Annotated in this window: 24 protein-coding genes; 13 read left to right on the forward strand and 11 right to left on the reverse strand. The window is 65.2% G+C overall.

Annotation, left to right across the window (positions count from 1 at the left end; translation table 11 throughout):
* Positions 1-58: 58 nt before the first annotated feature.
* A complete protein-coding gene (locus QQ25_RS11045) occupies positions 59-658 on the forward strand; it encodes a TetR/AcrR family transcriptional regulator (RefSeq protein WP_039317985.1) in 600 nt (199 codons plus the stop codon).
* 5 nt (positions 659-663) lie between these two features.
* Here QQ25_RS11045 and QQ25_RS11050 read toward each other — a convergent pair whose 3' ends face one another.
* Together QQ25_RS11050 and QQ25_RS11055 are read right to left on the reverse strand one after the other, a co-directional pair.
* A complete protein-coding gene (locus QQ25_RS11050; RefSeq protein WP_039378755.1) occupies positions 664-1,473 on the reverse strand; it encodes a Fic/DOC family protein in 810 nt (269 codons plus the stop codon).
* Positions 1,467-2,483 carry a putative nucleotidyltransferase substrate binding domain-containing protein gene (locus QQ25_RS11055; protein WP_052235773.1) on the reverse strand — a complete coding sequence of 339 codons (1,017 nt, stop codon included), beginning with the start codon at positions 2,481-2,483 and terminating at the stop codon, positions 1,467-1,469. The genes QQ25_RS11050 and QQ25_RS11055 overlap by 7 nt, the downstream gene beginning before the upstream one ends.
* Before the next feature lie 171 nt (positions 2,484-2,654).
* On the opposite strand from QQ25_RS11055, the gene QQ25_RS11060 reads away from it, so the two are divergent.
* From QQ25_RS11060 to atzF, 5 genes are read left to right on the forward strand one after another with little or no spacing between them, the layout of a single operon-like run.
* On the forward strand, positions 2,655-4,196 hold the full coding sequence (locus tag QQ25_RS11060) for an amino acid permease (protein WP_039378756.1): 1,542 nt from the start codon (positions 2,655-2,657) through the stop codon (positions 4,194-4,196).
* Between the two features lies 1 nt (position 4,197).
* Positions 4,198-5,025, forward strand: coding sequence for an urea amidolyase associated protein UAAP1 (locus QQ25_RS11065; RefSeq protein ID WP_039378757.1), 828 nt, complete (start codon positions 4,198-4,200; stop codon positions 5,023-5,025).
* A complete protein-coding gene (locus tag QQ25_RS11070; protein WP_039378758.1) occupies positions 5,022-5,642 on the forward strand; it encodes an urea amidolyase associated protein UAAP2 in 621 nt (206 codons plus the stop codon). The genes QQ25_RS11065 and QQ25_RS11070 overlap by 4 nt, the downstream gene beginning before the upstream one ends.
* The gene (locus tag QQ25_RS11075) at positions 5,639-7,633 is read left to right on the forward strand and encodes a 5-oxoprolinase/urea amidolyase family protein (protein WP_039378759.1); all 1,995 of its coding nucleotides are present in this window, start codon (positions 5,639-5,641) and stop codon (positions 7,631-7,633) included. The genes QQ25_RS11070 and QQ25_RS11075 overlap by 4 nt, the downstream gene beginning before the upstream one ends.
* The gene (atzF, locus tag QQ25_RS11080; RefSeq protein ID WP_052235774.1) at positions 7,630-9,321 is read left to right on the forward strand and encodes an allophanate hydrolase; all 1,692 of its coding nucleotides are present in this window, start codon (positions 7,630-7,632) and stop codon (positions 9,319-9,321) included. The genes QQ25_RS11075 and atzF overlap by 4 nt, the downstream gene beginning before the upstream one ends.
* A 32-nt stretch (positions 9,322-9,353) precedes the next feature.
* Here atzF and QQ25_RS11085 read toward each other — a convergent pair whose 3' ends face one another.
* The 4 genes from QQ25_RS11085 to QQ25_RS11100 all read right to left on the reverse strand — a co-directional run bounded on the left by QQ25_RS11085 (position 9,354) and on the right by QQ25_RS11100 (position 13,552).
* Positions 9,354-10,526: an NDMA-dependent alcohol dehydrogenase gene (locus QQ25_RS11085; RefSeq protein ID WP_039379802.1), complete on the reverse strand. Its 1,173-nt coding sequence runs from the start codon at positions 10,524-10,526 to the stop codon at positions 9,354-9,356.
* Positions 10,526-11,992: an aldehyde dehydrogenase family protein gene (locus QQ25_RS11090; RefSeq protein ID WP_039378761.1), complete on the reverse strand. Its 1,467-nt coding sequence runs from the start codon at positions 11,990-11,992 to the stop codon at positions 10,526-10,528. Before QQ25_RS11090 ends, QQ25_RS11085 begins: the two co-directional genes overlap by 1 nt.
* A gap of 13 nt (positions 11,993-12,005) precedes the next feature.
* Positions 12,006-12,803, reverse strand: coding sequence for an SDR family oxidoreductase (locus tag QQ25_RS11095; RefSeq protein ID WP_039378762.1), 798 nt, complete (start codon positions 12,801-12,803; stop codon positions 12,006-12,008).
* Positions 12,804-12,919: 116 nt separating this feature from the next.
* The gene (locus QQ25_RS11100) at positions 12,920-13,552 is read right to left on the reverse strand and encodes a TetR/AcrR family transcriptional regulator (RefSeq protein ID WP_039378763.1); all 633 of its coding nucleotides are present in this window, start codon (positions 13,550-13,552) and stop codon (positions 12,920-12,922) included.
* Positions 13,553-13,592: 40 nt separating this feature from the next.
* Between QQ25_RS11100 and QQ25_RS11105 the strand changes: the two genes are divergently transcribed.
* Complete coding sequence (locus QQ25_RS11105; RefSeq protein WP_039378764.1) at positions 13,593-14,738, forward strand: ABC transporter substrate-binding protein; 1,146 nt, start codon at positions 13,593-13,595, stop codon at positions 14,736-14,738.
* Here QQ25_RS11105 and QQ25_RS11110 read toward each other — a convergent pair.
* On the reverse strand, positions 14,730-15,731 hold the full coding sequence (locus QQ25_RS11110; RefSeq protein WP_052235861.1) for a dihydrodipicolinate synthase: 1,002 nt from the start codon (positions 15,729-15,731) through the stop codon (positions 14,730-14,732). The genes QQ25_RS11105 and QQ25_RS11110 overlap by 9 nt on opposite strands.
* A gap of 185 nt (positions 15,732-15,916) precedes the next feature.
* Between QQ25_RS11110 and QQ25_RS11115 the strand changes: the two genes are divergently transcribed.
* The 4 genes from QQ25_RS11115 (at position 15,917) to QQ25_RS11130 (ending at position 20,138) form a co-directional block, all read left to right on the forward strand.
* Positions 15,917-17,155, forward strand: a complete 1,239-nt coding sequence (locus tag QQ25_RS11115; RefSeq protein ID WP_039378766.1) for a cytochrome P450 — start codon at positions 15,917-15,919, stop codon at positions 17,153-17,155.
* Between the two features lie 10 nt (positions 17,156-17,165).
* Positions 17,166-18,227, forward strand: coding sequence for an NAD(P)H-dependent amine dehydrogenase family protein (locus QQ25_RS11120; RefSeq protein ID WP_039378767.1), 1,062 nt, complete (start codon positions 17,166-17,168; stop codon positions 18,225-18,227).
* 72 nt (positions 18,228-18,299) lie between these two features.
* Positions 18,300-19,241, forward strand: coding sequence for a hypothetical protein (locus QQ25_RS11125; RefSeq protein WP_052235775.1), 942 nt, complete (start codon positions 18,300-18,302; stop codon positions 19,239-19,241).
* Positions 19,242-19,295: 54 nt separating this feature from the next.
* Positions 19,296-20,138, forward strand: coding sequence for an SDR family oxidoreductase (locus tag QQ25_RS11130; RefSeq protein ID WP_039378768.1), 843 nt, complete (start codon positions 19,296-19,298; stop codon positions 20,136-20,138).
* An 11-nt stretch (positions 20,139-20,149) separates the two neighbouring features.
* Here the strand turns inward: QQ25_RS11130 and QQ25_RS11135 are convergent, their stop codons facing one another.
* Both QQ25_RS11135 and QQ25_RS11140 read right to left on the reverse strand, forming a co-directional pair.
* Positions 20,150-20,908 (reverse strand): SDR family oxidoreductase, encoded by a 759-nt coding sequence (locus QQ25_RS11135; RefSeq protein WP_039378769.1) that lies wholly within the window; start codon positions 20,906-20,908, stop codon positions 20,150-20,152.
* Positions 20,905-22,608 carry a class I adenylate-forming enzyme family protein gene (locus QQ25_RS11140; RefSeq protein ID WP_082017506.1) on the reverse strand — a complete coding sequence of 568 codons (1,704 nt, stop codon included), beginning with the start codon at positions 22,606-22,608 and terminating at the stop codon, positions 20,905-20,907. The genes QQ25_RS11135 and QQ25_RS11140 overlap by 4 nt, the downstream gene beginning before the upstream one ends.
* Positions 22,609-22,738: 130 nt before the next feature.
* Between QQ25_RS11140 and QQ25_RS11145 the strand changes: the two genes are divergently transcribed.
* Positions 22,739-23,944, forward strand: coding sequence for a CaiB/BaiF CoA transferase family protein (locus QQ25_RS11145; protein ID WP_409371005.1), 1,206 nt, complete (start codon positions 22,739-22,741; stop codon positions 23,942-23,944).
* A complete protein-coding gene (locus tag QQ25_RS11150) occupies positions 23,941-25,173 on the forward strand; it encodes a cytochrome P450 (protein ID WP_039378770.1) in 1,233 nt (410 codons plus the stop codon). Before QQ25_RS11145 ends, QQ25_RS11150 begins: the two co-directional genes overlap by 4 nt.
* A 6-nt stretch (positions 25,174-25,179) precedes the next feature.
* Here QQ25_RS11150 and QQ25_RS11155 read toward each other — a convergent pair whose 3' ends face one another.
* Together QQ25_RS11155 and QQ25_RS11160 are read right to left on the reverse strand one after the other, a co-directional pair.
* Positions 25,180-25,737 (reverse strand): hypothetical protein, encoded by a 558-nt coding sequence (locus QQ25_RS11155; protein WP_052235776.1) that lies wholly within the window; start codon positions 25,735-25,737, stop codon positions 25,180-25,182.
* A gap of 122 nt (positions 25,738-25,859) precedes the next feature.
* Complete coding sequence (locus QQ25_RS11160; RefSeq protein WP_039378772.1) at positions 25,860-26,456, reverse strand: TetR/AcrR family transcriptional regulator; 597 nt, start codon at positions 26,454-26,456, stop codon at positions 25,860-25,862.
* Between the last annotated feature and the right edge of the window lie 2 nt (positions 26,457-26,458).

Raw genomic sequence — 26,458 nt, forward strand, 5'->3', positions numbered from 1 at the left:
CACAGGCCGACGCGCGCATCCGGCATAGGTCAACTGGCGTTGAAGTAAGCTCGCGGCCATGTCGGAGACCCGGCGGAGTGGCCGGTGGCGCACCGGCCAGCAGAGCAAGCAGCGAGTCATCGATGCGGCACGCGAGCGCTTCATGCGTGACGGCTATGAGCGCGCGACGGTGCGTGGGATCGCCGCCGATGCCGGGGTGGACGTCGCGATGGTCTACTACTTCTTCGGCAACAAGGAGGGGCTGTTCGCCGCCTCGGTGCTCGACACTCCGCAGCACCCGTTGCATCAGCTGGCGAATCTGCTCGACGAGGGAACCGACGAGATCGGCGCACGCCTGGTGCGCGATGTCGTTGAGCGCTGGGATGCGGGAGCGTCGTTCGACCCACTGCTGACGGTGTTCCGGTCAGCCGATATTCAGCCGTTGGCGCGCAAGCTCTTACACGACTCCCTGGCCGGACCGGTGGCGCAACGGGTTGCGACGGAGTTCGGTGTCGACGATGCCGAACTGCGCGTCGAGCTGGTGACCGTGCACCTGGTCGGTCTGGCCTTCGCGCGTTACCAACTCAAGATCGAGCCGATGGCTTCGGCGAGCATCGGCGACCTGGTCGCCTGGATCGGGCCGACCGTGCAGCGTTACCTGACGGACCCCAAACCATAGGCGGCTCAAGCACGCTCGGACACCGGAAATGGCTGCGGATGCAGCCGTCCGCGCAATACCGCCACGAACGGCCGAGGGTCGGCCCGCCCGTCTCGCCGGAACGGCATTGAGTCCCGCGATGCGCTGATCCACTCGGAGCGGGACATGTCATCGAGAAGTAGCCGGCGTCCGGACCGGCCGGCGAGCAGATGCAGCAACAGGGTTCCGGTGCGGCCATTGCCCTCACGGAACGGATGGATCTGGTTGTAGTCGGCATAGATTCGAGCCAGCCGATACGACAGCGTTCCGTCGTCGATCTCGGTGCCCTCGTCGGAGAGTCTGGCGATCTCGGCGTGTAGTGCCTCCAGGGCGCGAGGAATGCGTGCGCAGGATCCGAATGTGCTGTCACCCTTGCGGATCTCGACGATGCGCGGCTCGCCCGCCCAGGCGTACACATCGCCGAACACATGCTGATGCAGTGACCGGGTGTTCAGTTCGGTGTCCTGGGAGCGCAGGTGCACCTGCAGGATGCGTCCGGCCGTCGCCACGTATTCCAGCTGGGCCAGCACCGTGGCATCCTGCACACCGAAGTTGTTGCGCAGCACCGATGTCCCGGGGATGAAGTAGGGGCGCCGTCGGGCGAAGATGCGTCGGCGCGCCGGTGGGGACGGAGTGGGCAGTTGGTGACCCAGGTACTCGCCGAAGCTCGCTGTGCCGGTGAGCAAGCCGGTCAGGGCATCGATCTGTTCCGGCGCCGGCTGCCAGCCCTCCAGGCGTTCGGCGGCGATGGTCTGGGCCAGGGCGTGACGCTCGGCCTCTTCGGAGCCGGTCACCATGTGGAGAACGTCGAGGTTGACGCCAGATAGTCGAGTTTGCGCCGCACCGCGGTGAGTTCACGGCCGATACTGCGCAGCGCGGTGCGGTCCTGCGGTGGCAGTTCCGAGAGCTCGACGCGCTCGTCGAAAGCGTCGGCGTCGACGGATGGGCGCCACCGCGCGGCCCGCATCCGCCAGCGGATGCTGGATGCGATCGCGTGACATTTCGCGAGCACCCGGGCATCGTCGGGATCGAGGTAGCGAGTGCCGGACGCGTCGGCGATCCGCCCCGAGGTGGGTAGTGCGTCGGATCCGCAACTGAGCGCCGCCCAGCGCGCGATACGGACCACCGGGTCGACGGCGGCGTGCTTCACGTCGACGCGGCTGTCGCCGGAGGTCAACACTCGCAGCCGGGACGGGACGTACCCGCGGACAAAGGTTGAGTCCTGCAGGATCGCCGTCAGTGCAGCCGGTTGCGCGCGCACTGCGATACCGGCTTGTTCGCGCAGATCCGGTCCGTCACTCAGCGCCACGGCGTCGGCCAGGAGCCCGATCATCACCACGCCCCGATCGCCAGCCGGATCCGCGGCCCACCGGCCGATGCCGATCGCCCAGTCCTGAGCGGTGCGGTTGAACCGCACGCGGGAGGCAACCGCGCCGTTGTCGTCGGCGCGGAAGCCGCAACAGGCCAGCAGGTCATGGACGTGGACGGCCTGGGCCAGCGCCGACTCGACGGTCATATCGGGGTGGCGGACCACCAGCGTTTCCAGATCGGATCCGGGCAGTGCGTCGCCGCGGCCGACGCTGCCCGAGACGTACCAATCGACGTCGGGCCCCACCAGGCGCGCGGCGGACATCAGTGCGGCCCGGGCCACGGCCGACCAGGCCTCGGCGACCGTGGCTGCCCCAATCCGGGTCTCGATCAGCTCGGATACCGCGTCGTGGGCTGCTGTGGCGGCCGCCACCAGCTCGCTTTCGGTGTCCGCCGACGCAATCCGCCGGTGGGCATCGTCGAGCGCAGCCACAGCCATGTCGGCGATTGTGACAGGCGCCGGGGCCGGTGAGGTTTCGGCAACCCAATGCTTACTGCCGGCTACATGAACGAAACACGCGGGTGACCGCTCGGACACGCCGAGGGGCTTATCTATCAAGTGACAGTTAAGGACCTGGCGGCATCGCCCCCGAGCCTGAGAGAAACGCCTATGACCAGCAGCGCTACCGAGAGTCAGGGAGATGTGGCCGGCCGTCTCGGCGACCATGACGACCTGGCCGAGTTCGGTTATGACCAGCAGTTGCACCGTCGGCTCGGCAAGTTCGAATCGTTCGCCGCGGGCTTCTCGTTCGTGTCGATTCTGACCACGATCTTCCAGCTGTTCGGCCTCGGGTTCGGTTTCGGCGGCCCCGCCTTCTTCTGGACCTGGCCCGCGGTGTTCCTCGGACAGTTCCTCGTCGCGCTGTGTTTCGCCGAGCTGGCCGCGCGCTATCCGATTTCCGGGGCCATCTATCAATGGTCCCGGCGGATGGGTGGCGAGCTGATCGGCTGGTTCGGTGGCTGGTTCATGATCCTGGCCCAGATCGTGACGGCCTCGGCCGCTGCGATCGCGCTGCAGGTGGTGTTGCCGTCGATCTGGTCTGGTTTCCAGGTGATCGGCGAGGATCCGGCGTTGACGTCGTCGAGTGGGGCGGCCAACGCGGTACTGCTCGGCACGGTGTTGTTGGTGCTCACCACCACGATCAATTGCCTTGGCGTCAAATGGATGTCGCGAGTCAACAGTGCCGGGGTGATCTGCGAGATCGTCGGTGTCATCGCGGTCATCGGTGTGTTCTTCACCCATGCCCAGCGCGGGCCGCAAGTGGTGTTCGACACCGGCCATGCCGGCGGCCAACCCGGCTACGTGTGGGCCTGGATCATGTCGGGATTGATGGCCGCCTACGTCATGGTCGGATTCGGCTCGGCGGGCGAACTCGCCGAGGAGACGCGCAATCCGCGCCGCGTCGCGCCCCGCACCATCCGGCTGGCCCTGTCGGTCTCGGCGCTCGGCGGCGGGCTGATGATCCTCGGTGCCCTGATGGCCGCCCCGAGCCTGACCGACGGTCGACTGGCCACCGAAGGCCTGCCGTACGTACTCGACACCGTGCTGTCCTCACCGTGGGGCACGGTGCTGCTGATCGACGTGTGCATCGCGATCACGATCTGCACCTTGGCAATCCAGACCGCCGCCTCACGTCTGATGTTCTCGATGGCCCGTGACGGCCGACTGCCAGCCTCATCGATCCTGTCCCGGGTCAACAGTCACACGGGAACACCGATCTGGCCGTCAGTGCTCATCGGTCTGCTGTGCATCGGGGTGCTGCTGGTCAATGTCGGCAACTCGGCGATCTTCGCGACGCTGGCCAGCGTCTGCATCATCCTGATCTACCTGGCCTACCTACTGGTGACCGCTCCGCTGCTGTATCGCCGGATCAAAGGCTGGCCGGCCCAGCGCAACCAGGTCGATGCCGAAGGGTTGCCGCTGTTCTCCTTGGGCAAGTTCGGCATCGCGGTGAATGTCCTGGCCGTGCTCTACGGCGTGGTGATGATCGTCAACCTGGGCTGGCCGAGGGCCGAGATCTTCAATCCCACTGGGGAAATGCCGATATTGCAGTGGGCCGGACCGCTGAGTATCGCGGCCGCGATGGTCCTGGGCGCGCTGTGCTTCCCCCGCGGCAAGACCCACCCGAAACCCGTCACGATCGGAGCCTGAGATGTCCACTGCTACGACCGCCGGCGCCCGCGATCATGCCCGATCGCAGGCAGGCACCCTCACCGATTCGATGCCCGTCGTTCCCGCGTCGAGTTGGCCCAATCCACCACACGGTGTCGCAGCCGAGCAACTGACCTGGGCTGAAACGGTTCCCGGTGGCCGCTACACCAGCAAGGTGCTGGCCCGCGGTACCCGGCTGCGTCTGCGCGATCTGGACGGCACCGCGTGCGCGCACGTGCTGCTGTGGCGTGCCGATGCGCCGTGGGAGCGGCTGAACGTCGCAGATACCGTGAAAGTGCCCTGGCAGGCCTATATTTCGGCCGGCCATCCGCTGCTCAGCGACCAGGGCCGGCTTCTGGCCACCGTGGTGTCGGACACCTCGGCCCACCACGACGCGCTGTGCGGTACCACCACGCTGTCCGGCAATGCGACCAAATACGGTGCGGGCGCGGTGGAATCACCCAGTCCCGCCGGGCGGGAACTGCTCGCACTGGCCGCGCTCAAGAACGGGCTGAGCCGTCGCGACGTCGCGCCGAGCGTGTCGTTCTTCCACGGCGTACGCGTGGACGCCGACGGCACGCTGGTATCCACCGGGTCGGCCGGTGCGGACACCGCCGTGGAGTTGATCACCCATCTGCCTCTGATCGTGGCGGTCGCCAATACCGCCCACCCTCTGGATCCGGCGCCGGAGTTCACCGTCGGCTCCCTGGAGGTGCTGACCTGGTCGGCGCCCGGTGACCTGGCCGAGATCGGCGCCACGGTCGGTGATCGCGACCCCGAATACCAACGCGCCTACCTGAATTCCGAAGATGTCTGGAGTGCCCGATGACCATCACCGCCACCCACACCGTTGTCGATGAAATCGTGGCGCCCCGCGCACCGTGGTCGAAGGTCGTGCGCGCAGGCGATGTGCTCACCATCGTCGACCTGCACGGCAACCAGGCTGTGGACACCCTGTTCTACGGGGCGACAGATCACGGCGTGCGCTACAGCGCACCGGCCACCATCGCTGCTCAGGGCAATATCTTCCTGACGACCGGAACAGTGCTGCGAGACAGCGACGGTGAGCCGATGCTGACCATCGTCGACGACGAGGTCGGCAATCACGACACCCTCGGGGGTGCGTGCTCGCAGGAGTCCAACACCCTGCGCTACGGACACCACACCAAGCACCAGCACGCCTGCGTCGAGAACTTCATCGGTGAGGGCGCCCGCTGGGGGCTGACCAAGGCCGACATCGTCAGCAACATCAACTTCTTCATGAACGTCCCGGTGGACCCTGACGGCGCCCTCGGCATCGTCGACGGCTTGTCGGCCCCGGGCAAGACGGTGTCGCTGCGAGCCGAGATCGACACGCTGGTGCTGGTGTCGAACTGCCCGCAAATCAACAACCCCTGCAACGGGTTTGACCCGACTGCTGTGCGAATGGTCGTGACGCGGCCATGACAACTCTGGAGGTGATCCGGCCAGGCATGTCCACCACCGTCCAGGACTGGCCCGGGCGGACCGGGTACTGGCAGGTCGGGGTGCCGCCGTCGGGTCCGATGGACGATGTGTCGTTCCGGCTGGCCAATATCGCGGTGGGCAACCCGGAGGGCGCGCCCGGTTTGGAAGCCACGATGGGCGGACCGGCCTTGCGCTTCGACACCGACACCTGGGTGTGTGTCACCGGTGCGCCCGCGCCGGTGAGCATCGACGGTAGACGAGTGGCGCAGTGGGTTCCCGTCCTCGTCGAGGCCGGCCAGGTCCTGGATGTGGGGATGGTCGACGGACCGGGTCTGCGGATGTACATCGCACTGGCGGGCGGACTGCAAGCCGACGAGTACCTGGGCAGCGCATCGACATTCACTCTGGGGCGGTTCGGCGGCCACGAGGGCCGTGTGCTGGCGGTGGGGGACAAGCTGGAGACCCGCGACGTGGCGGGCGGCATTCGCCGACGCATCCTGTTCGAAGAACAGCCGGCCATCGGCAGCCATTGGTACATCGCGGTGACGGTCGGCCCGCATTCCGCGCCGGAGTTCTTCACGCGCAACGACATCGACACGCTGCTCAACCACGACTATGAGGTGCATTTCAACTCCGACCGCACCGGAGTCCGGTTGATCGGGCCGCAGCCGGAATGGGCTCGTCCCGACGGCGGGGAAGCAGGGCTGCACCCGTCGAACATCCACGACAACGCGTACTCGGTGGGCTCGCTCGACTTCACCGGGGACACTCCGATCCTGCTCGGCCCGGACGGTCCGAGCCTCGGCGGGTTCGTCTGCCCGGTCACCGTCACCGCGGCAGACCGTTGGAAACTGGGCCAACTCGCACCCGGCGCCACGATCCGGTTCGTCCCGGTGAAGGCATCGGCGGCGGCACCGCCCGCCACGGTGAGCCAGGCCCGGCGCGCCTCCATCCCCGCCGTGTTCTCCGTCGGCGGCGATGAGGACGACGGAATCGTCGCCGGCACAACCTCGTCTGATGGCACCACGGCTGTCACCTATCGCCGGATCGGGGATGACAACATCCTGGTCGAGTATGGCGAGATGCGTCTGGACCTTGCGCTGCGCGCGCGTGCCCATGCGCTGCACCATGCGTTGGAACAGCACCGGCCGGACGGACTGATCGACCTCACACCGGGAATCCGTTCACTCCAGGTCAAGGTGGATCCCGGCCGGCTGCCGCAAGCGAAACTGGTGCCGCTGCTGGCCGAACTCGAGGCGTCGCTTCCGGCCGCGCAGGATCTCGTGGTGCCCAACCGGACCGTGCGGTTGCCGTTGAGCTGGGATGACCCCTCGACCCGAGAGGCGATCGAGCGCTACATGCACGGCGTGCGCGCTGATGCGCCGTGGTGCCCGTGGAACATCGAGTTCATCCGGCGGATGAACGGCCTGGCCTCGGTGGATGATGTGCACCGAATCGTCTATGACGCCGAGTATCTGGTGCTCGGCCTGGGCGATGTGTACCTGGGGGCCCCGGTCGCCACACCGCTGGATCCACGGCATCGCCTGGTCACCACCAAGTACAACCCCGCGCGCACCTGGACGCCGGAGAACGCCGTCGGAATCGGCGGGGCCTACCTGTGCATCTACGGGATGGAGGGCCCGGGCGGATACCAGTTCGTCGGCCGCACCACCCAGATCTGGAATCACCGTCACCCCCTGACCGCGCAAGGCTTCGAGCCCGAACACCCGTGGCTGCTGAGGTTTTTCGACCGCATCCAGTGGTACCCGGTGTCCGCCGAGGAGCTGCTGGACTTGCGTGCCGATATGGCCGCTGGACGCGGGCATGTCGAGATCAGCGACGGAACATTTTCGCTGGCCGAGCATGAGCAATTCCTGGCCGCCAATGCCGAGGACATCGCTGCCACCCGCACGACGATGGAGGACGCGCGGGCCGAAGAGCGCAAGCGTTGGTCTGCGGCAGGAGAATTCGCACGAAAGGAGTCTGCGTGAGTGAGCTTGCGAGCGAACCATCGAACTCGGCGCGCATTGCCGAGATCTATCAGAGGATCATCGACAGCGGCCGATCCGAAGTGTTCATCCACCTGCGGCCGCAGGCAGAAGTCGAGGCCGACTACCGCGCCGCGCTTGTCGGCGACGGACCGCTGGCCGGGTTGGTGCTCGCGGTGAAGGACAACGTCGATGTGGCGGGGATACCGACCACTGCGGCTTGCCCAGATTTCAGTTATATTCCCGATGCCGACGCACCGGCGGTGTCCGCTCTCAAGGCCGCCGGTGCTGTCGTCATCGGAAAGACCAACCTCGACCAGTTCGCCACCGGATTGGTGGGGACCCGCAGTCCCTATGGCGCCGTGTGCGATTCCCGCCGTCCGGACTACATCTCGGGTGGGTCGAGTTCGGGGTCCGCGGTGGCCGTCGCGCTCGGCTTCGCCGATATCGCGATCGGTACCGACACCGCCGGATCCGGCCGCGTTCCGGCCGGACTGCAGGGCATCGTCGGAATCAAAGCCACGGTCGGCCTCGTCTCCACCGAAGGCGTCGTCCCGGCATGTGCGAGCTATGACTGTGTGACGATCTTCGCCGCTGACCTGGCCACCGCCCAGTCGGCGATGGCTGTGATGAGCGCCGGTGCGCCGCAGCGGCAATGGCCGGCCGATGTCCCATTCGCCGCGCCGGTGACTCCGCGGATCGCGATCCCGGACGCGTTGGCCGGGCTGGACGATCAATGGCGGGCCGCCTTCGATGCCTCCGTGCGGCAGGCGAAGGCCGCCGGTTTCGACATCGTGGCGATTCCGATGGACGATTTCTTCGCCGCGGCCAACCTTCTCTACAACGGCGCACTCGTGGCCGAACGATGGGATGCCGTAGGCGAATTCGTGAGTACAGCCGGCCTGGATGCCGCGCTGGACCCGACCGTGGCCGCGATCATCATCTCGGCCGGGACGCACACGGCCACCGATCTGTTGCGGGACCGGAGGCAGGTCGAGGATCTACGTAACAGGGCACTGGCGCAGCTCGCCGGCTGTCACGCACTCATGGTCCCGACCGCTCCCGAGCATCCGCGCATCGATGAAGTGGCGGCCGACCCGGTCGCGGTCAACTCCCGGATGGGCCGTTACACCAACTTCTGCAACCTGTTCGACATGTGTGCCATCGCGGTTCCCGCGGGGGCGGTGTCCGACGGCGCGCAGTTCGGAATCACCCTGCTGGCAACGGCATTCCACGACAGTGTCATCGCTGACCTGGCGGCGCGGTTCCTCGATGCTCCGTCGGCCGCGACCTGGCCCGAATCCGGCGGGGCACCGCTGACCGAACTCGCGGTGTTCGGCGCGCATCTGCGCGGTCAGCCGTTGGAACATCAGCTCACCGGGCGGGGCGCCCGCTGGGCCGGACCGATCACCACCGCGCCGCACTATCGCCTGTATGCCCTCGACACGGTTCCGCCCAAGCCCGGCCTGACCCGCGTCGCCGAGGATGGTGCGCCGATCGTGGGCGAACGGTGGGTCTTGTCCCCGGCCGCGCTGGGGGAGTTCCTGGCCGAACTACCCGCGCCGATGCTGCTCGGCAAGGTGGAGCTCGACGACGGCCGCTGGATCACCGGTTTCGGTTGTGACCACATCGCTCCCACACAGGGCCGGGACATCACCGAGTACCGGGGTTGGTTGGCGGCGATGGGCTGAGCGCCTGGGGATGAACTCCGTGCCCGCGGCCCCTAGAAAGCGATCACACCGCGAATGTTGCGACCGGCGCGCAGGTCTCTCATCGCATCGTTGATGTCGTCGAGCTTGTAGGTGCGGGTGATGAGTTCATCGAGTTTGATCGTCCCAGCCTCGTACATGGACAACAAACGCGGCATCGCCTCGCGCGGGTTCATCTCGCCGTAGAGCACGCCTTTGAGGGTCTTACACGAGCTGACCATGTCCGGCAGGACCAAGGGCACCATCATGTCGGTCAGCTTGGCCATGCCGGTGAGCACGCAGACGCCGCCCTTCCTCAGCAGCATCATGGCGACCATGATCAGATCCGGCGGCACCACGCCGGGCGTGAGCACGACGCGGTCAGCCATCACGCCCCAGGTGAGCTCCTTGACCAACTCGACTGCTGCGCCGGCGTCGACGGCGGTGTGGGTGGCCCCGAAGTTCGGTGCCACCTCTCGTTTGAACTCGTTCGGGTCGACCGCGACGATGTTCTTGGCGCCGGCGGCTTTTGCGCCCTGCACCGCGTTCATGCCGATTCCGCCGACGCCGACGACCACGACGGTGTCGCCGACCTGCGTGCCTGCCGCAACCGATCCCGATCCGAAACCGGTTGTCACACCGCAAGAAACCAGCGATGCGGCCTCCAACGAGATCCAGTCGTTGATCTTGACGAGCGATCGCTCTGAGGCGACGACGTATTCGGAGAACGTCCCGACCTGCATCATGGCCATCAGGTCCTCCGAGCCGTTCGGTCCGGTGACGTGCCTGCGTCGGGTGTGGTCGGTGGTCATCTCTTTGCTGTAGATCTCGGCACCGACATCGCACAGGTACGTGTGGCCGGTGACGCAGAACCGGCAGCTGCCGCAGGCCGGGAAGAATGAAATGGCCACGTGGTCACCGGGTTTGAGGCTGGCCACACCGGGGCCCACCGCTTCGACGATGCCGGAGCCCTCATGTCCGCCGAGCATCGGAAACCATTCGGGCACCGGTACGCCGGCCGCCCGCATCATCTCCTCCATATCGGCGCTGGGGACGCTATCGCCGGTGTAGAAGTGCTCGTCGGAGTGGCAGATACCTGCGTAGGCCATCTTCACCAGAACTTCACCCGCTCTGGGCGGGTCGAGGTCGATCTCGGTGACCTCCCAGTCGATGCCTACGCCACGGAGAATCGCCGCCTTGGACTTCATCAGGCCGGCCACCCCACTGTCTTGGTCTCGGTGAAGATCTCCAAACCCTCGAGACCGCATTGTCGTCCGATGCCGGACTGTTTGTAGCCGCCGAACGGTGCGTCGGCGCCATACCAGAGTCCACCGTTGATGCCCAGTGTGCCGGTGCGTATCCGGCTTGCCACGTTCTTGGCCCGTTCCAGGTCATTGGCGAACACAACACCGGACAGGCCGTAGATCGAGTCGTTGGCGATCCGCACCGCGTCATCGTCGTCGTCGAATCCGATGACCGACAATACCGGACCGAAGATCTCCTCCTGGGCGATGGTCATCCGGTTGTCGACGTCGGCGAAGATCGTCGGCTCTACGAAGAATCCCTTGGGCAGATGTCTGGGGATACCGCCACCGGTGACCAGTCGGGCGCCCTCCTGCTTGCCTTTCTCGATGTAGCTCAGCACCCGGTCCTGTTGTCGTTTGGACACCTGTGGTCCCTGCAGGACTGACGGATCGGTGGGGTCGCCGTATTTGTTCTTCTCCAGCGCGATCTTGACGATCTCGACGGCTTCGTCATACCGCGAATTGGGCACCAGCAGCCGGGTGGGCATGGCGCAGCCCTGCCCGGCATGCATGGAGATGAAGGCACTGCCCCCGATCGACGCCCGCATATCCCCTTCGTCCTCGAGGACCAGATACACCGATTTGCCGCCGAGTTCGAGGAAGGTGGGCTTCACGGTTTCCGAGGCGGCGGCCATGATGCGGCGCCCGGTCGCGGTCGAACCCGTGAACGCCACCATGTCCACGAGTGGTGAGGTGGACAGTACCTCGCCGACGAGGTGGTCGGAGGAGGTCACGATGTTGATGACGCCCGGTGGAATATCGGTGTGTTCGGCGATGATCCGGCCGATCCGGGTTGCGTTCCACGGCGTGTCGGGGGCGGGTTTGAGCACCATCGTGTTGCCCATGGCCAGGATCGGGCCGATCTTGTTGAGGATGATCTCGAACGGGAAGTTCCACGGCGTGACGACGCCTACAACCCCGATCGGTTCCTTCCACACCTCCCGCGCGGCCGGCGTTCCCATACCGAAGGCGTCCTTGTCGGGAAGAGAACGCTTCCAGGGGAACTGGGCGATCATGTCGGCGGGCCAGGTGAGCGCCTCGTTGAGCGGGACGTCGAGCTGCGGGCCGTAGGTCGACAACACCGGACAGCCGACCTCGGCGACAAGTTCGGCGCGGATGTCCTCGCGTTCGGCCTCCAGAGCCGCCTGCAGCTGACGCAGACCGGCAGCCCTCAGCTCACCGTTTCGCGACCAGTCCGTGTGGTCGAACGCGTGCCGAGCCGCGGCCACGGCGCGCTCCATGTCTGCGCAGGTGCCGTCGGCGGTGACGCCGAGCACGTCCTCGGTGGCGGGGTTGATGTTCTCGAAGGTTCGGCCGGTCTCCCCGTCGACGAGCTTGCCGTCGATGAGCATGCGGGATTCGTGTGTCATCTAGTGCTGTCCTTCACCACTGTCGGAGTTCGTTGACCGCCGCGGACGGGCGGGGGGCCATGGTCAAGTAGGGGATGAAACTGCTGCTGCCGCAGATGAGTACGGAGTACACGACATCGGCAAGATGGCCGGCGTCGACAAGGCCGCCCTGCATCTCGCCCCGCTCCATCCATAGCCGGATGGCTTTGTCGAGCGCTTCGGGATCCCAGCTCTTGTTGAATTCGGTCTGCGAATCGCCTTCGCCGCCGAAGCTGTCGCCCACTGCGAGGCGGGTGAAACCGATGTTGGGGTGTTCGATGCGCCAAGCCTCGACGAGTTTGTCCAGCGCGGCTTTCGTGACGGCGTAAGCACCCAGGAGCGGCCAGGGATTGGTGTACGACGCGCTCAGCGACGACAGGTAGACCGCCGATCCGCCGGTAGCGGCCAGGTGCGGTGCGGCCGCCGCCGTCGCGAGTGACGCACCGGTGACGTTGGTCGCGAACAGTTGCGCCCATTGTTCGGCGGCGACCTCCCGCAGCGGCGCGAGTACCCCCATGCCGGTGGTGTACACCATGGCGTCCAGCCCGCCGAATTCGTGGACGACCTCGGACATGGCGGCCTCGCAGGAATCGGCGGCGGTCACATCGCAGACGACGGCAACGGCCCCGTTGCCCGCCTCCTTGGCGGCGTTCTCCAGGCGGTCGCGTCGGCGAGCCAGGAAGGCGACGCGAGCGCCCTTCTCGGCCAATCCCATTCCGATGCAGCGGCCGAGTCCAGCGGACGCGCCGACCACGGCCACCCGTGGAGCGCCAGATGTTGAGCTTCGCTGCATGAGTCTCCTTGGGGTATCGAGAGTGAAATTATCACTCAGATAGAGCGACTATATGCGATATGTGGAAATCATCATTTACATCGGGGTGCGTGGCTGCGGTTGGAGGTACCTAAGCTTCAGTCCCGCAATGCGTTTCGGGCGGTGGGTGCGAAGCTCAGCAACATTCGGTCGAGGATGGCGGCTGCCCGCTTCCGGGCCTGGGTGGTGTTCTTGGCGTGCGCGACCAGGAGGGCGGCCTCCTCGAGGGCGGCGACGAGCATGTGGGTCAGTTCGGTGACCGGCTGGTCATCGATGACGCCCGCGGCGATGGCGTCCCGTACGGTCGCGTCGATGAGCGCGATGCTGTTGCCTTCCTGGATCGCACGCAGCGTTCGCCACCCCAGCACGACCGGCCCGTCGATCAACATGACCCGTTGGACCTCGGGCTCCACCGCGGCCTGAAGAAACCCGTGCAAGCCGGTGCTGAGCTGCTCCCAGGCGTCGGTGCCCGGTGGTGGGGAGGCCAGTGAGCGCAGCGTCAGATCCCGTTCGACCTCTTCGAAGACGGCGCGGAACAGCTCAGCCTTGTCCTTGAAGTGGTGATAGAACGCGCCGCGGGTGCCCACTCCGGAAGCGGTGACGAGGTCGCCGATGCTTGTGTCGAAGTAGCCCTTTTGCGCGAACAGCTCGCGACCTGCGTCAATCAGGTCGCGGCGGGTTTGATCGCCCCGGGCCCGGCGTTCGTCGTCGGTGCCTCCCCGCTTCGCCATGCGGATGATCCTATCAACATTCATGATGTATGTTGCGGGTATGCCGGACGATGAGGTGCGCGCGTATGGGACGGTCGCCCCACTGAAAGTGGGCCTGCTCAACGACTATCCCACCAGGGGCGACACCGACAACGACACCCTTGCGGCGCTGACCCTGGTGATGGAGGAGGCACTGGCCTCGGGTCTGATCGACCGACCGGTGGAGATCGTGCAGCGCAACGTCGTCGGGCTGCCCAACGGGACCTACCACGCTGTGGAGCAGGCGTTCGACGAACTGGTCGACGAGGGGTGTCTGGCCATCTTCGGGCCGTGGGTGTCCGACAACGTCGTCCCGCTCCGGGCGCACGTCGACGCCACCGCACGCACCCCGATCATCACGTTGTCCGGTTCCGAGGGGGCGCTCGGCGAGTGGTGCTTCGCGCTCAACAACGGGTCGATGGCAGAGGAGCCGATCATGCTCGCCGCCGTCATGATCGGTGACGGTCGCTCGCGGATCGCGATCGCCTACGAGGCATCGCTCATCGGCAAGGAGTATCTCGCCGCGTCGCAGAAGGTGTATGCCGCAGCCGGGCTGAAGATCGTTGCCAGCGTGGCGATCCCACAGGTGGAAGCCGACAAGGCGGTTGCGGTCGAAGAGTTGCGGACGGCAGGTCCGGACGCGCTGGTGCACGTCGGGTTCGGGCACGGGCTGTGGGGTTTCAGCGATGCGCTGATCGGCGCCGACTGGGATCCTCCCCGCTACACGACCACGGCGTTCGAGATGGCACACATCAACGCCGACTGGATGCGGCATCTGCGTGGATGGGTCGGACTGGACAGCTACGACGAACGGAATCTGGTCGGCCAGGCATTCCTCGATCGTTTCCAGGCGAAATTCGGCCGGCGCCCTGGACACTCGATGCCCGGGCTGGCCCATGACGCGGCCACCGTGATCGCACGCGGGCTGTCAGCGGCGCGGCCGCTGACCGGCGAGGGGGTCAAACACGGCATCGAGCAGATCAAGCTCATCCCGTCGGCCAGTGGTGCGCCGGGTACGTTCCTGCGCTTCGGCCGCCTCATCCGCCAGGGCTGGCTGGGCTCGGATTACCTCATTGCCCGGCGGGTGCTGCCGGACGGCAGCACACATGTCTTTCATTCGGTCCCCAGCGCGAACATCGCCCAGGCGGTCGGAGGGGGTTCAGCCTAGGCGGATGGCCCCGAACACCGGTGCCGTGACGATCCCCGGCGGTTGCGCCAACACGTAGGGGATCGCCCGGACGGCGCTCATGGCGATCATCAGGTGCCCGGGCAGGGTGGATGTGGCGTCGTCACCCCCGACGTCGAGTTGTAATTCGAAACTCGGATTCCCGGTGATCACCGCGCGGATCAGTGGCGCCTTCTGGCCCGGTTGCAGTGGGCTCAGCCCCCATTGCGGCAGATCTCGGGTCAGGATCCATTCTTCGTGAATCGCCAGCAACGCCCGTCCGGCCCAGTGACCGACCCACGAGAACCGTTGACCGACCACGGTTCCCGCCTCAATGGTGCCTGCGGCCACCTCGATGTCGTGCGGGAGGGTGGTGGCATCCACCGCAATATCGATATGCGACAGTTTGATGCCCATCACGTCGGCGGTGGCGTTGAGAGCCTGCCGGTATGCCATGTCGAGCTTGCCGATGATGGGGGAGTCGACGCTGACTTCCTCGGGTGGCCGGCCCATCCCCATCAGGTCCACGAGCATAGGCCGACTGTCGACCGCCGAGACGTCGGTGGCCTCATAGAGGTCGATCCGGTCGATCGTCTTGCTGAGTCCGGTGACCGTGGCGACCAGTCGTTCGAACATGAAGCCGGGATTCTCGCCGGCAGCGTGAAAGCGTGACCCGCCCGCGTGGCAGGCCTCGGTGAACGCCGCCTCGGTGTCTGCGCCGTAGGTGGGTAGGTGGTTGTAGGACGTCGTCGAGATGACGTTGATGCCGGCAGCGAGGAGTCTGCAGATGTCCTCGGCATTCGTCTCGACCGCATGAGCCTTGCTGGCCGCATGCACCACGACGTCGGGAGCGAGAGCGACGATCGCGTCCTTGCTGGCGGTGGCCTTGACCCCGGTGGGTGGCTCGATTCCGCATAGGAGACCGGCGTCCAGGCCCGCCTTGGCAGGGTCGTACACCAGCACCCCGACCAACTGGAAAGCTGGATTCTCGATCATCTCGCGCAGCGCCGCGCGGCCCACCGCGCCGGTTGCCCACTGCGCTACTCGAGTTCCCAATCGAATACTCCTGGTTGTGCTTTCGGGGTTTCTCCGGACTCTGGTGCCGACCAACATACATCATGTAGGTTAGCAACCGACAGCATGAATGTTGATTCTGTCGCACGACAGTGAGGAGGCCGCGAATGGGGGAACCAGCCACCGTGGCGGAACTCGAGCAGAGCATTCGAGAGGCCCAGGACAGATTCAACGCGGGGATGGGTGCCGACGGCGACGCCACGCCCTACCCCCTGCTCAAGCGACTCCGGACAGAGTCCCCAGTCCACGCCGGGTGGCCGGAAATGGGCATGGTCGGCAACCCGGAGGGCGGACCGTACACCTTCACGGCGTACACCTTCGACGCGGTCAAGGCGATATTCACCGACAACATCACCTTCAGCACCCGCTGCTACGAGGACGTGGTGCGACCACTGCAAGGGCCGACGATCCTGGAGATGCAGGAACCCGAACATGCGGTGTACCGAAAGTTGCACGAGTTCGCCTTCGCGCGGTCGTCGATGAAGCGGTGGGACAGTGAACTCGTAGGGCCGTTGGTCGACCGCACCATCGCCAAATTCAAGGATGCCAAGCGGGCGGACATCGTCGATACGGTGTTCATGCCGATCCCTGTGCGGGTGATCGCGGCGCTGCTGGGCCTACCGGATTCCGATGTCCTGCAATTTCATCGGTTGGCGATCGACATCCTGGGCTTCCGCGGCGATTTGGACACCGCGATGAAGGCATCGGCGCAGCTACGGGAGTACTTCGTCGGCATCCTCGCGGAGAAGCGCCGCAAACCGGGCGACGACATGGTCTCGATCCTGGCCGCCGCAGAAGTCAACGGTGTCAAGATGTCTGACGAACAGATCTACGGGTTCATGCGTAACCTGCTACCTGCCGGAGCCGAGACCACTTCGCGGTCGACTGCCAGCTTGGCGTTCGCTCTTCTCACACACCCCGACCAACTCGACGCGGTTCGCGCCGACCGCAGCCTAATTCCGCAGGCCATCGAGGAGGGTATCCGCTGGGAGACACCGCTGCTGAACTTCATGCGCGAAGTCACCCGGGACACCGAACTGGGCGGAGTCCACATTCCCGAGGGGTCGACGATGATGCTCAGCCTGGGCAGCGCCAACCACGATGAAACGCGCTGGGCGGATCCGGAGGTGTTCAACATATTCCGCGATCGCAAGCCGCACATCGGGTTTGCCCACGGAGCCCATGTCTGCCTCGGTATGCACCTTGCCCGGCTGGAAAGCATGAAGATCTTCAACGCCGTGTTCGACGAACTGCCCGGTTTGCGGCTGGATCCGGGTGCGCCGCCGCCATATGTCACCGGGACCATGTTCAGGTCCCCGCCGCGCCTCGACGTGATCTGGGACTGAGGGACACAACATGACACGGGTAATTCAATGGGCCACCGGCGTGACCGGAGCGATGGCTCTGCGGCATGTCATCAACCGATCGGACCTGGAACTGGTCGGTGTGCGGGTGTACGACCCGGCCAAGTCCGGTGTCGACGCCGGGTCACTGTGCGCGCTGCCGGGCACCGGGGTGAGGGCCTCAGTCAACCGGGATGCGTTCATCGCAGCCGACGCTGACGTCGTGCTCTACATGGGCAAGGTCGAAACGGACACCGCTGGTTGCTTCCGCGACGTCTGCGACCTGCTGGCCTCAGGAAAGAACGTGATCGCCACGGGCAGCAGGTTCGTTCACCCGCGTTCGTTTGATGCCGGCCTGGCGGACAGCATCGAATCCGCCTGCCGTGCAGGTGAATCATCGTTCCTCGGGCTGGGGCTGTATCCAGGTTTCATCGGGGAATCTCTCGCGCCGGTCCTGGCGCGGCTCACCGAGAACACCTCCCACATCAGCGTGCTTGAGGTGCTGAACTACTCGACCTACGCCAGCCACGACCTGATCTTCAATGCCATGGGCTTCGGTCACCCGGTCGAGGACACCACACCGTTGCTGGCAAACCCGGCGTATGCGGCCAGCGCATGGATCGGCAGCGCGACCGTGCTCGCCCGGGCACTGGGGCTGGAGGTCAAGGGGTTCGAGGGATTTCGTGAAGTCGCGACCACCCCTCGGCCGTTGACCGTGGCCGCGGGTGACATACCGGCGGGCACCGTGGGGGCGATGCGCTTCGGGGTCAATGTCGACTGCGGGGATATCAGTCTGTCGGTGGAACACCTGACGCGGATGGACGACGATCTGGCACCAGATTGGCCAACCGAGATCGGCTACCAGGTGTCCTTCACCGGGAAGCCGAACTTACTGCTGCACCTGGTAATCGGAGGACATGATGAGGACCACGCCGAGCAGGGCTGCCTGGCGACCGCCATGCATGCCGTCAATGCCATTCCAGCGATCATCGCCGCAGCGCCCGGGCTGTACGACCTTTCCACGATCGCTCCCTTCACGCCGCATTGGACAACGCGTTCGGTGCAGGCGATCTGAGGAGTGGGCATGTCAGTAGATCCGTCCTTCGCCCCCGAGTGCGAGGTGTCATGCCGCCGTTCTGAGCTCGACATGTACCGCCGCGGCTGGGTCCCGGGTGCCGACGCCGGACTCGCGGGAATGTGGGTCGGTGCGGTCCTGACCGATGCGAACAACCAGGACTACTGGGGACTGCGCGGAGCAGACGATTTCGTCCCTGGTATGACGCATGTGGTGTCGCCGATCACCGGCTTTCGTGTGCTCACACCCGAAACCGCCGACCCACCACACCTTTTCGATGAGTACTCGGGCATCGACTGGTACGAGCCGTTGTCCTGCGACCAGACCTCCGACAGTGTGGTGCTCAGGTATCCCAGTGGGCGCATCGAGCGTGGAGAAGGAAGATTCCGCTGGTACGACGCCACCGATCGATGGATCGTCGAGGGGCGTACCGTCAGCGACGTTTTCACGGTGCACGTACCCGCCCAGGAAGGGGTTTCCGACGCGGTGTACTACCGCCATGAGGTGATCCAAGTTGCGGGATCCGTCGACGGTGTCGCGGTGTCCGGATTCGCGCATCAGGACTACGCCTACGGTCCGCCCGGGATGGTCTACGCCGAACTGCCCATCGCCCGGCAGTTGCAGGGGATGTGGGTGTCCTGGATGCACGAGTATACCGACGGTGAACTCGGTGGTGGGTGCTTCTGGCAGGGCCGTGACGGCGTCACATTCGGCCCGGGCTACGAACTGCGCCAAGGCATCACGGCCGGGCACGACGACGTCGTTGCGACGCCCACGTTCGACGATGCCGGCCGGCTCAGCGCGATGTCGGTGTCGATCGGCGGTGCGGAGTACTCCTTCGTCTTCGACAGGATGGGCAGCCCGCTGCACTACTTCGGCAAGTTGGAGCGCGGATCCGACCACAGGCCGGTGGCGCGCAGTTGGTGTTGGGTCGAGTATGCCGGCGGCATGCTCACGCCCGAGATCCTCGACTTCGCGATGGAGCCGTTCAAGCTGGCCCGCGGGCGGCAGTGAAGGTCTCCGTCCATCAATCAATCAATGTTCCGCTTTCGGGGAAGGAAGGTCGTTATGAAAGACGTACTCGGGTATGCAGGAAAGTCCGTCGTGGTCACCGGAGCGGCGTCGGGCATGGGGCAGGCGACCGCGCAGATCCTGACGGATCTCGGCGCGACGGTGACCGCACTCGACATCAAGCCGACCAGCGTGCCCGTCGCCCACGCCTTGCAGGTCGATCTCCGGGACCGAACCAACATCGAGGAGACCGCGGCGGCCATCGACGGACCCGTCGATGGCCTGTTCAGTTGTGCGGGACTGCCCGGTCCGCCGTTCAGCGAGTGGGACACCATCCTGGTGAACTTCGTCGGCGCCCGTCACCTCGCCGAGCAGCTGGTGCCCAAAATGGCCCCGGGGTCGGCCATCAGTGTCATCTCGTCGTCGGCTGCGATCGGTTGGCAGGACCACATCAAGGTGATCACCACGCTCCTGGAGACCGACGGATTCGACGCCGCCGTCGAGTGGCTGAAGACGAACGAGAAGAAGTGGTCGTGGAGTGGTTATGCCTACTCGAAGTACATCATCGATGCGTGGGTCGGATGGTGGTATCCGGAGTTGGGGCGCAGGGGAATTCGCATCAATTGCATCAATCCCGGCCCGACCGAGACGGCGATGATGCCGGCGTTCCAGGACCTGATGGGCAAGGAGACGGTCGACGATGCGATCGGCCCTGTCGGACGCTACTCGAGGGCAGAGGAGCAGGCCTGGCCGCTGGTGTGCCTGGGTAGTCCACGGTTGAGCTATGTCGGTGGAACGGTGTTGTGGACCGACGGCGGCTGGAACGGCGCGATGACCATGGGACGCCACAACGCCCAGTGGGCCGACACCGCTGCCGATCAGATGGCCAAGAAGGGCTGAGCGGCCCCTGACTATCGGCTTTTCGGCACTCGCGGTGCGAGGTGGACGATTTCGCTGACCACCGAAGGATTGGCCCGGCTGACGGCGATGAGCGACAACATCGCGTTGGCGACGTCCTCCACGGCCGACATCCGAGCGGGTATCTGACCTTCCTGTGCCCAGGCGCGGTAGAGGTCGGCCAGCAGATCGCGGTCGGCCCCGCGCAGTATCTCGGTGCCCTCGGTGGGTCCCACGCTCACCCGGATCACCGGCAGTTCGGGATGCTCGGCACGCCAGGAACGCAGGATCTCGTCGAGCGCCGCCTTGCTGGCGTGATACGCGGCCACCCCTGCGCGCGGACGTCCCACGTCGTGGCTCGATGCGATGAGCGTGACGGCATCGTCGGAGAAATGCGGTAGTGCCGAACGCAATAGGTGAGATGCGCCGACTGCGTTGACCGCGTAGGCATGCACCCAGGTCGTGACGTCGGTGTCCTCGATCAACGCGAACGGCACGGTGGCGCTGGTGAAGACGATCGCATCGAGGCTGCCGAACTGGGCAGCCACCTGGTCGACGACCTGTTCGATCGCCCGCGGGTCGGACACGTCGAGTTCATGTGCGGTGCCGCCCAGTTCGGTGGCCAGCTCGCCGAGCAGGTCGACGCGCCGCGCGGCCAGCGCGACCTTCGCACCCCGGGCGTGGGCAGCCCTGGCGAGTGCGCGTCCGATCCCCGATGATGCTCCCACGACCAGCATTCGAGTACCCGAGATGTTGGAATGTCGATCACTCATGTCGTTCTCGGCCTTTCAGACGATGATGGACCGGATGGCGTGTCTGCACACGAACTGTCCTGTGAAAACCGGGCGTGTGGCGCCGCCTGACGTTGTGCCAGCAACTCCTTGAGTTGCAGGGCCAGTTCAGATTTTTTCAACTTGCCAGTCGCGGTGAAGGGCAGTGCACCCTTGTCGGTGACCCAGATGAACTTCGGAACCTTGTACGCGGACAGCCGATCCCGGAGCTGGGCCCGCAGTGTCTGTCCGTCCAGCACAGCGGATCCGTGGGGCACCACGGCAGCCGCGACGACCGTTCCGTGGTCACCGTCCTCTGCGCCGACAACGTAGGCCTCCATTACCCCGTCACAACCGGACAGCGCCAATTCCACCTCCGACGGAGTGACATTGGTGCCCCCGTCGGTCTTGATCAGATCTCCCAGCCGTCCCGTGTAGGCGATCCAGCCGTCATGGAAGCGGACGCCGCTGTCGCCGGTGCGGTAGTAGCCGTCCGGCGTGAAGACATCCTCACGTTCGCGCTTGTAAAGGCGCTGCATGAGCGAATATCCGCGAACCCAGATCTCACCGCGGAAGCCGCCGGGCAGTGGCGTATTCGTGTCAGGATCGACGATCAGATGCTCCAGGCCTTCCATCGGCCAGCCGCCGGTCTGAGTGCGCTCGGGCGGTTGCGGAATGTATGGGTCCGCACCGATGTGGCTGCCGCACAGTTCGGTCATGCCGAGGGCGTTGGGTCCCGGAGGTCGCCGTTCCGGATCGACCATCGCGGGCATGCTGGTGCGCCGGATCGAGCTCAGATCCCGCTTCTCGAAGTCGGGGTGTTCGGCCAACGATTTGCCCTGCTGTGGCCAGCCCAATGTGATGGTGACACGGTGGCGTTCAATGAGTTCGAGTGCCTCGCCTGCGTCGAATGCGGGTTGGGTGACCAGGGTCGCGCCGTGGTGGGCAACCGCGTGCAATCCAGTAATGAGCCCGCCCACCCAGAAGAACGGCATCGAGGTGAACATCACCTCGTCACCGGTCACCCCATAGGAGAACGTCAGGTTGTACGACTTGCGTATCAGCACCCCGTGCGTGTGCACCGGCGCCTTGGGGTCCCCAGTGCTTCCGGAGGTGTAGATGATCATCGCGTCATCTGCGGGTGTGACACATGCTTCGATGTCGACCAGAAAGTCGGTGTCGAAGCCGTTCGAGGATGCCTCATCGGATAGGGCTGTGGCCCAGGGGCGGTCGGCGTCGCCCCACACTGCGACTCTGCGCAGGTAAGGGGCCGTCCGGACTGTGATTCGGTCCGGTCTTTGCTGGTCGGCTAGTCCGGGTAGCGCATCCTCCAGCAGTTCGACAAAGTTCTGGTTGCGAAATCTCGACCAGGCCAGTATGGCGCGCAGGTCGGCATGGCGCACCGTCCAGGCGAGTTCGGCGGCTTTGTGAAAGGTGTTCAGCGGCACGGCGACTGCGCCGATACGTGTCACCGCGAACCAGGTTATCGCCCATTCGATGCTGTTGGGCATGAGCAGCCCGACGTGGTCTCCCTTGCCCAGGCCCATCGACACGAGGTTCATCGCCAGTCGCGCGGACCGCAAATCGAGATCACCGTAGGTGAGGACTCTGTCGTCGGAGATCAGAAACGGCTTGTCCCGATAACGGGCGGCGGAGGATCGCACCAGCGCGGGGACGGTAGGGGTGATCGGCGGGAACGGCATGAGTATCGACAATACCGAATATGAGAATGGATGTTCTCTATCGGGTTGATATTGGCTACCCTGAAGGCTGCGGACGTTGCAGCAGGCTGCCACACCACGATCATGGGAGGACACGATTTCCACTCGCAAGGTGCTTGACGGGGTACGAGTGTTGGAGGTGGCGGCGTGGACGTTCGTGCCGTCGGCCGGTGCGGTTCTGGCCGAATGGGGAGCCGAGGTGATCAAGGTAGAACCGCGTGACGGCGGTGACCCGCAGCGCGGACTCGTGACGATGGGCATCGTCGACGAGGGCGGGGGTTCGGTCAACTACATGATCGAAATCCCGAACCGCGGCAAGAAGTCGATCGGCGTCGACCTGAGCACTTCCGGCGGGCAGGAGGTCATACGCGAGCTCGCGAAGACCTGTGATGTATTCCTGACCAGTTACCTGCCCGAGCGGCGCAAGAAACTCGGCATCGACGTGGATGACATCCGGTCTGCCAATCCAGGGATCGTGTATGTGCGCGGTTCCGGCCACGGTCCCAAGGGGCCGGACGCGGACAAACCGGGGTACGACGGGGTTTCCTACTGGGCCCGGGGCGGCATCGCGACGATGCTCACCGAAGAGGGTGACGATCTGGTGCGCTCCCGGCCTGCCTTCGGAGATCTGCTCGGCGGGATGACGATTGCCGGCGGGATTGCCGCCGCGCTGTACCGGAAGGCGACCACCGGGGAGGGCTTGGTGGTTGATGTGTCGCTGTTGGCTTTGGCCGCATGGAATCTCAGTCCGGATGTGGCGGTCAGCCAGATTCACGGCGGCACGTCGATCCCGAAGTACAGCCATGCCGATGCGCCCAATCCGCTGGTCGGGACGTACCGCACCAAAGATGACCGGTATGTGCAGCTGATGATGTTGCAACTCGACAAGTTCTACCCGGAGGCGATGCACGCCATCGGGCTGCCGGAGTTGATCGACGACCCGCGGTTCGCCGAATCTGCGTCGCGCTATGAGAATCGGGTGCAGCTGATCCAGCTCCTGGACGAGGCTTTTGCACAACGGACGCTTGCCGAGTGGCGCGAGGCACTGGCCGGCCTGTCCGGCGCGTGGGGCATCGTGCAGACACCGGGCGAGTTGTGCATGGATCCTGCTGTGACCGCCAACGGCTATGTGGCACAGACCGCGACGATGAACGGCGCGCCCTTCGTGCTGCCGACCAACCCGGTGCAGTTCGACGAACAGGCGGTGGTGCCACCCGGAGCGCCTGAGCACGGCCAGCACACCGAAGAGGTGCTACTCGACGCCGGCCTGGCGTGGGAAACGATCGAGAAGTACAAGGAATCCGGAGCCATCCTGTGAATGCACCACGCACCTCGACCACAGCCGAGGGGACAGTGGAGTTCGATCCCTTCTCCGCAGAATTCTTCAACGGCGCGTACGAGACCTTCCGGCGGCTGCGCGACGAGGCGCCGGTGTACTACAACGAGAAGTGGGACTTCTGGGCGCTGAGCCGGTATGAGGACGTGGCCCCCGCGACCAAAGACCATGAGACCTATTCGTCGGCCAAGGGCGCCACGCTTGACGCGGTCAAGGCCTACGACGGTGCGATCTCTCCTCCGAAGGTGATCATCTCGATGGATCCGCCGGAACACCAGAAGATGCGCAAGTTGGTCAGCAACGTATTCACCCCGCGCGCGATCGCTTCATTGGAACACATGGTGCGCGAGAAGGTCTACGAGCGCATTGATGCGCTGGATCCGCGGTCGTTCGATGTCGTTGCCGATTTCTCGGCGCTGTTTCCCAACGAGGTGATCACCACCATGCTCGGGGTGCCGAAGGAGGAACGCGACCAGATCCGACGGTGGCTGGACCTGTTGCTGGAGCGGCGGGTCGGCGAAATCATAGTTCCGCCAGAGGGTCTCGAAGCATCGATGAACACCGGCGTGTACTACTACAAGCTGATCCAACAGCGGCGCGCGGCCCCGCGCGACGACATGATCAGCCGGCTCATCGAGACCGAGATCGAACGTGACGGCGCGGTCGAAAAACTGACCGATGTCGACATCGCAGGATTCGCAACACTGCTCGGCGGTGCCGGCGCCGAGACGGTCACGAAGCTCGTCGGCAACGCCGTCGTGGCGTTCGCGGATTTCCCCGAGCAGTGGCAGGCACTGCGAGCCGACCGTAGCAAGATACCGGCAGCCATCGAAGAACTGCTGCGTTACGAACCTCCGTCGCAATACCAGGTGCGCACCGCGACGCGAGATGTGACGTTGCACGGCACCACGATTCCGCGGGACAGTGTGGTGCTGCTGCTCACCGCGGCGGCGACCAGGGACGAGCGCATGTTCCCCGACCCGGATCGGCTCGACATCGACCGCGAGCGCAAGATGGGCTTCAATCTTGCATTCGGGTACGGCGTGCACAGCTGCCTCGGTGCGGCGCTGGCGCGGATGGAAAGCCGGATCGCGCTGGATGCGTTGCTGGATCTGATCCCCGAGTACGAGGTGGACCGCGATGGATTGCGTCGCGTAGCGATGTCGAATGTCTGTGGCTGGGCGAACGTTCCGGTCCGACGGCTGGGCTGATCGCGGTCAGGCCGGCGGCAGCAGAGGAGCGACACTGCGGGCACGGCGCGTGTCGCTCAGGAATTGCTCAGAGGGATCGATGGAACGGTTGAGACCGGCGGACGCTAGGGCATGCGCCTTGAAGGCGCGTGCCGCGTTGCTGAGCCGGTGTTCGACGATGCCGATACCGGGATCGAGTTCGCCGGGCCAGCTGCCGCCCCACAGCGCGACCTCGGTGTGCGGCCGGCGCGAGGCTGCGTTGAAAGTGCGTCGTACGTCGGGGTGAGCGTTGTAGGCGTCCGCGCCGATCAGTAGCATGTCGGGCCAATCAGACGACTCGAAGCGGGCCGATGGCATGCGGCTGTGAATACCGAGGATGCGCAGTGTGCGTTCGTCTTTGGCGGTGGCGGAGGCGAGAAGGATCGTCACATCCCAGCCCGCTCCGACGCGATCGAAGATGAGCCCACCCGCGAACTCAGCGGCATCGGCGCAACTGTTGGCAAAAACCGCCAGACGGTGCGGGGTAGCGTAGCCGCGTTCTTGCAGAATCCCGCTCTCGTCGGACTTGGCCGTTACCACCTTCATGATCGCCCCTTGCCTGCATCCTGCCACTGTGAATACATGATCGCATAGTTGAGAATATATATTTTCAAACCCTCGCCTTACGCCGCACGCCGCACGCGGCACCGCATTCGCCGGCGGCCGCGTCAGCGTTTGGCCGGACGACCTCCGGTGAAACCCCGAACGGCATAGGGCCTGACGAATTCGGCGACTGCGTCGTCATCGTCGATGAGTGCCGATGGAGTGGTGAACAGCGAGAACAACATCCGCGAGAACCACTCCGCAGCGGACGGTATGTCGATGTCGTAGCGGACCTCGCCGGTGTGCCGTGCGGCGGATAGGTACGGTGCGATGAACTCCGAGCACTCCTGAAGCAGGGTGGCGGCGTTCTTGGTCAGCATGAGGTTCACCTCCTGCTGATCGAAGTACACCTCGGGTTCGACGACCCGGCGGGCCTGACAGACGAACACCGCCGCGCGCACCAGCTTGCCTTCCAATGTGCTGCCGCCGTGGCGGTCGATCGCCTTGGCCATGTTGCGGTAGAAGCGCTGCGAGGCTGCCTCGGCGCAGGCCTCGACAACGGTTTCCTTGTCCTTGAAGTACTCGTAGACGGTGCTTCGCGAGACCTCGGCAGCCCGCGCGATGTCCACGATGGTGGTCTTGGCGAGTCCCCGGGTGCGAAAGCAGGCGAAGGCCGCCGAGATGATGATGTCCCGGGTGTCGGCGGCCGTCGCTTCCGTCATAG

Origin of the sequence: Mycolicibacterium setense (genome assembly GCF_000805385.1) — a bacterium.
Classification (GTDB): Bacteria; Actinomycetota; Actinomycetes; order Mycobacteriales; family Mycobacteriaceae; genus Mycobacterium; species Mycobacterium setense.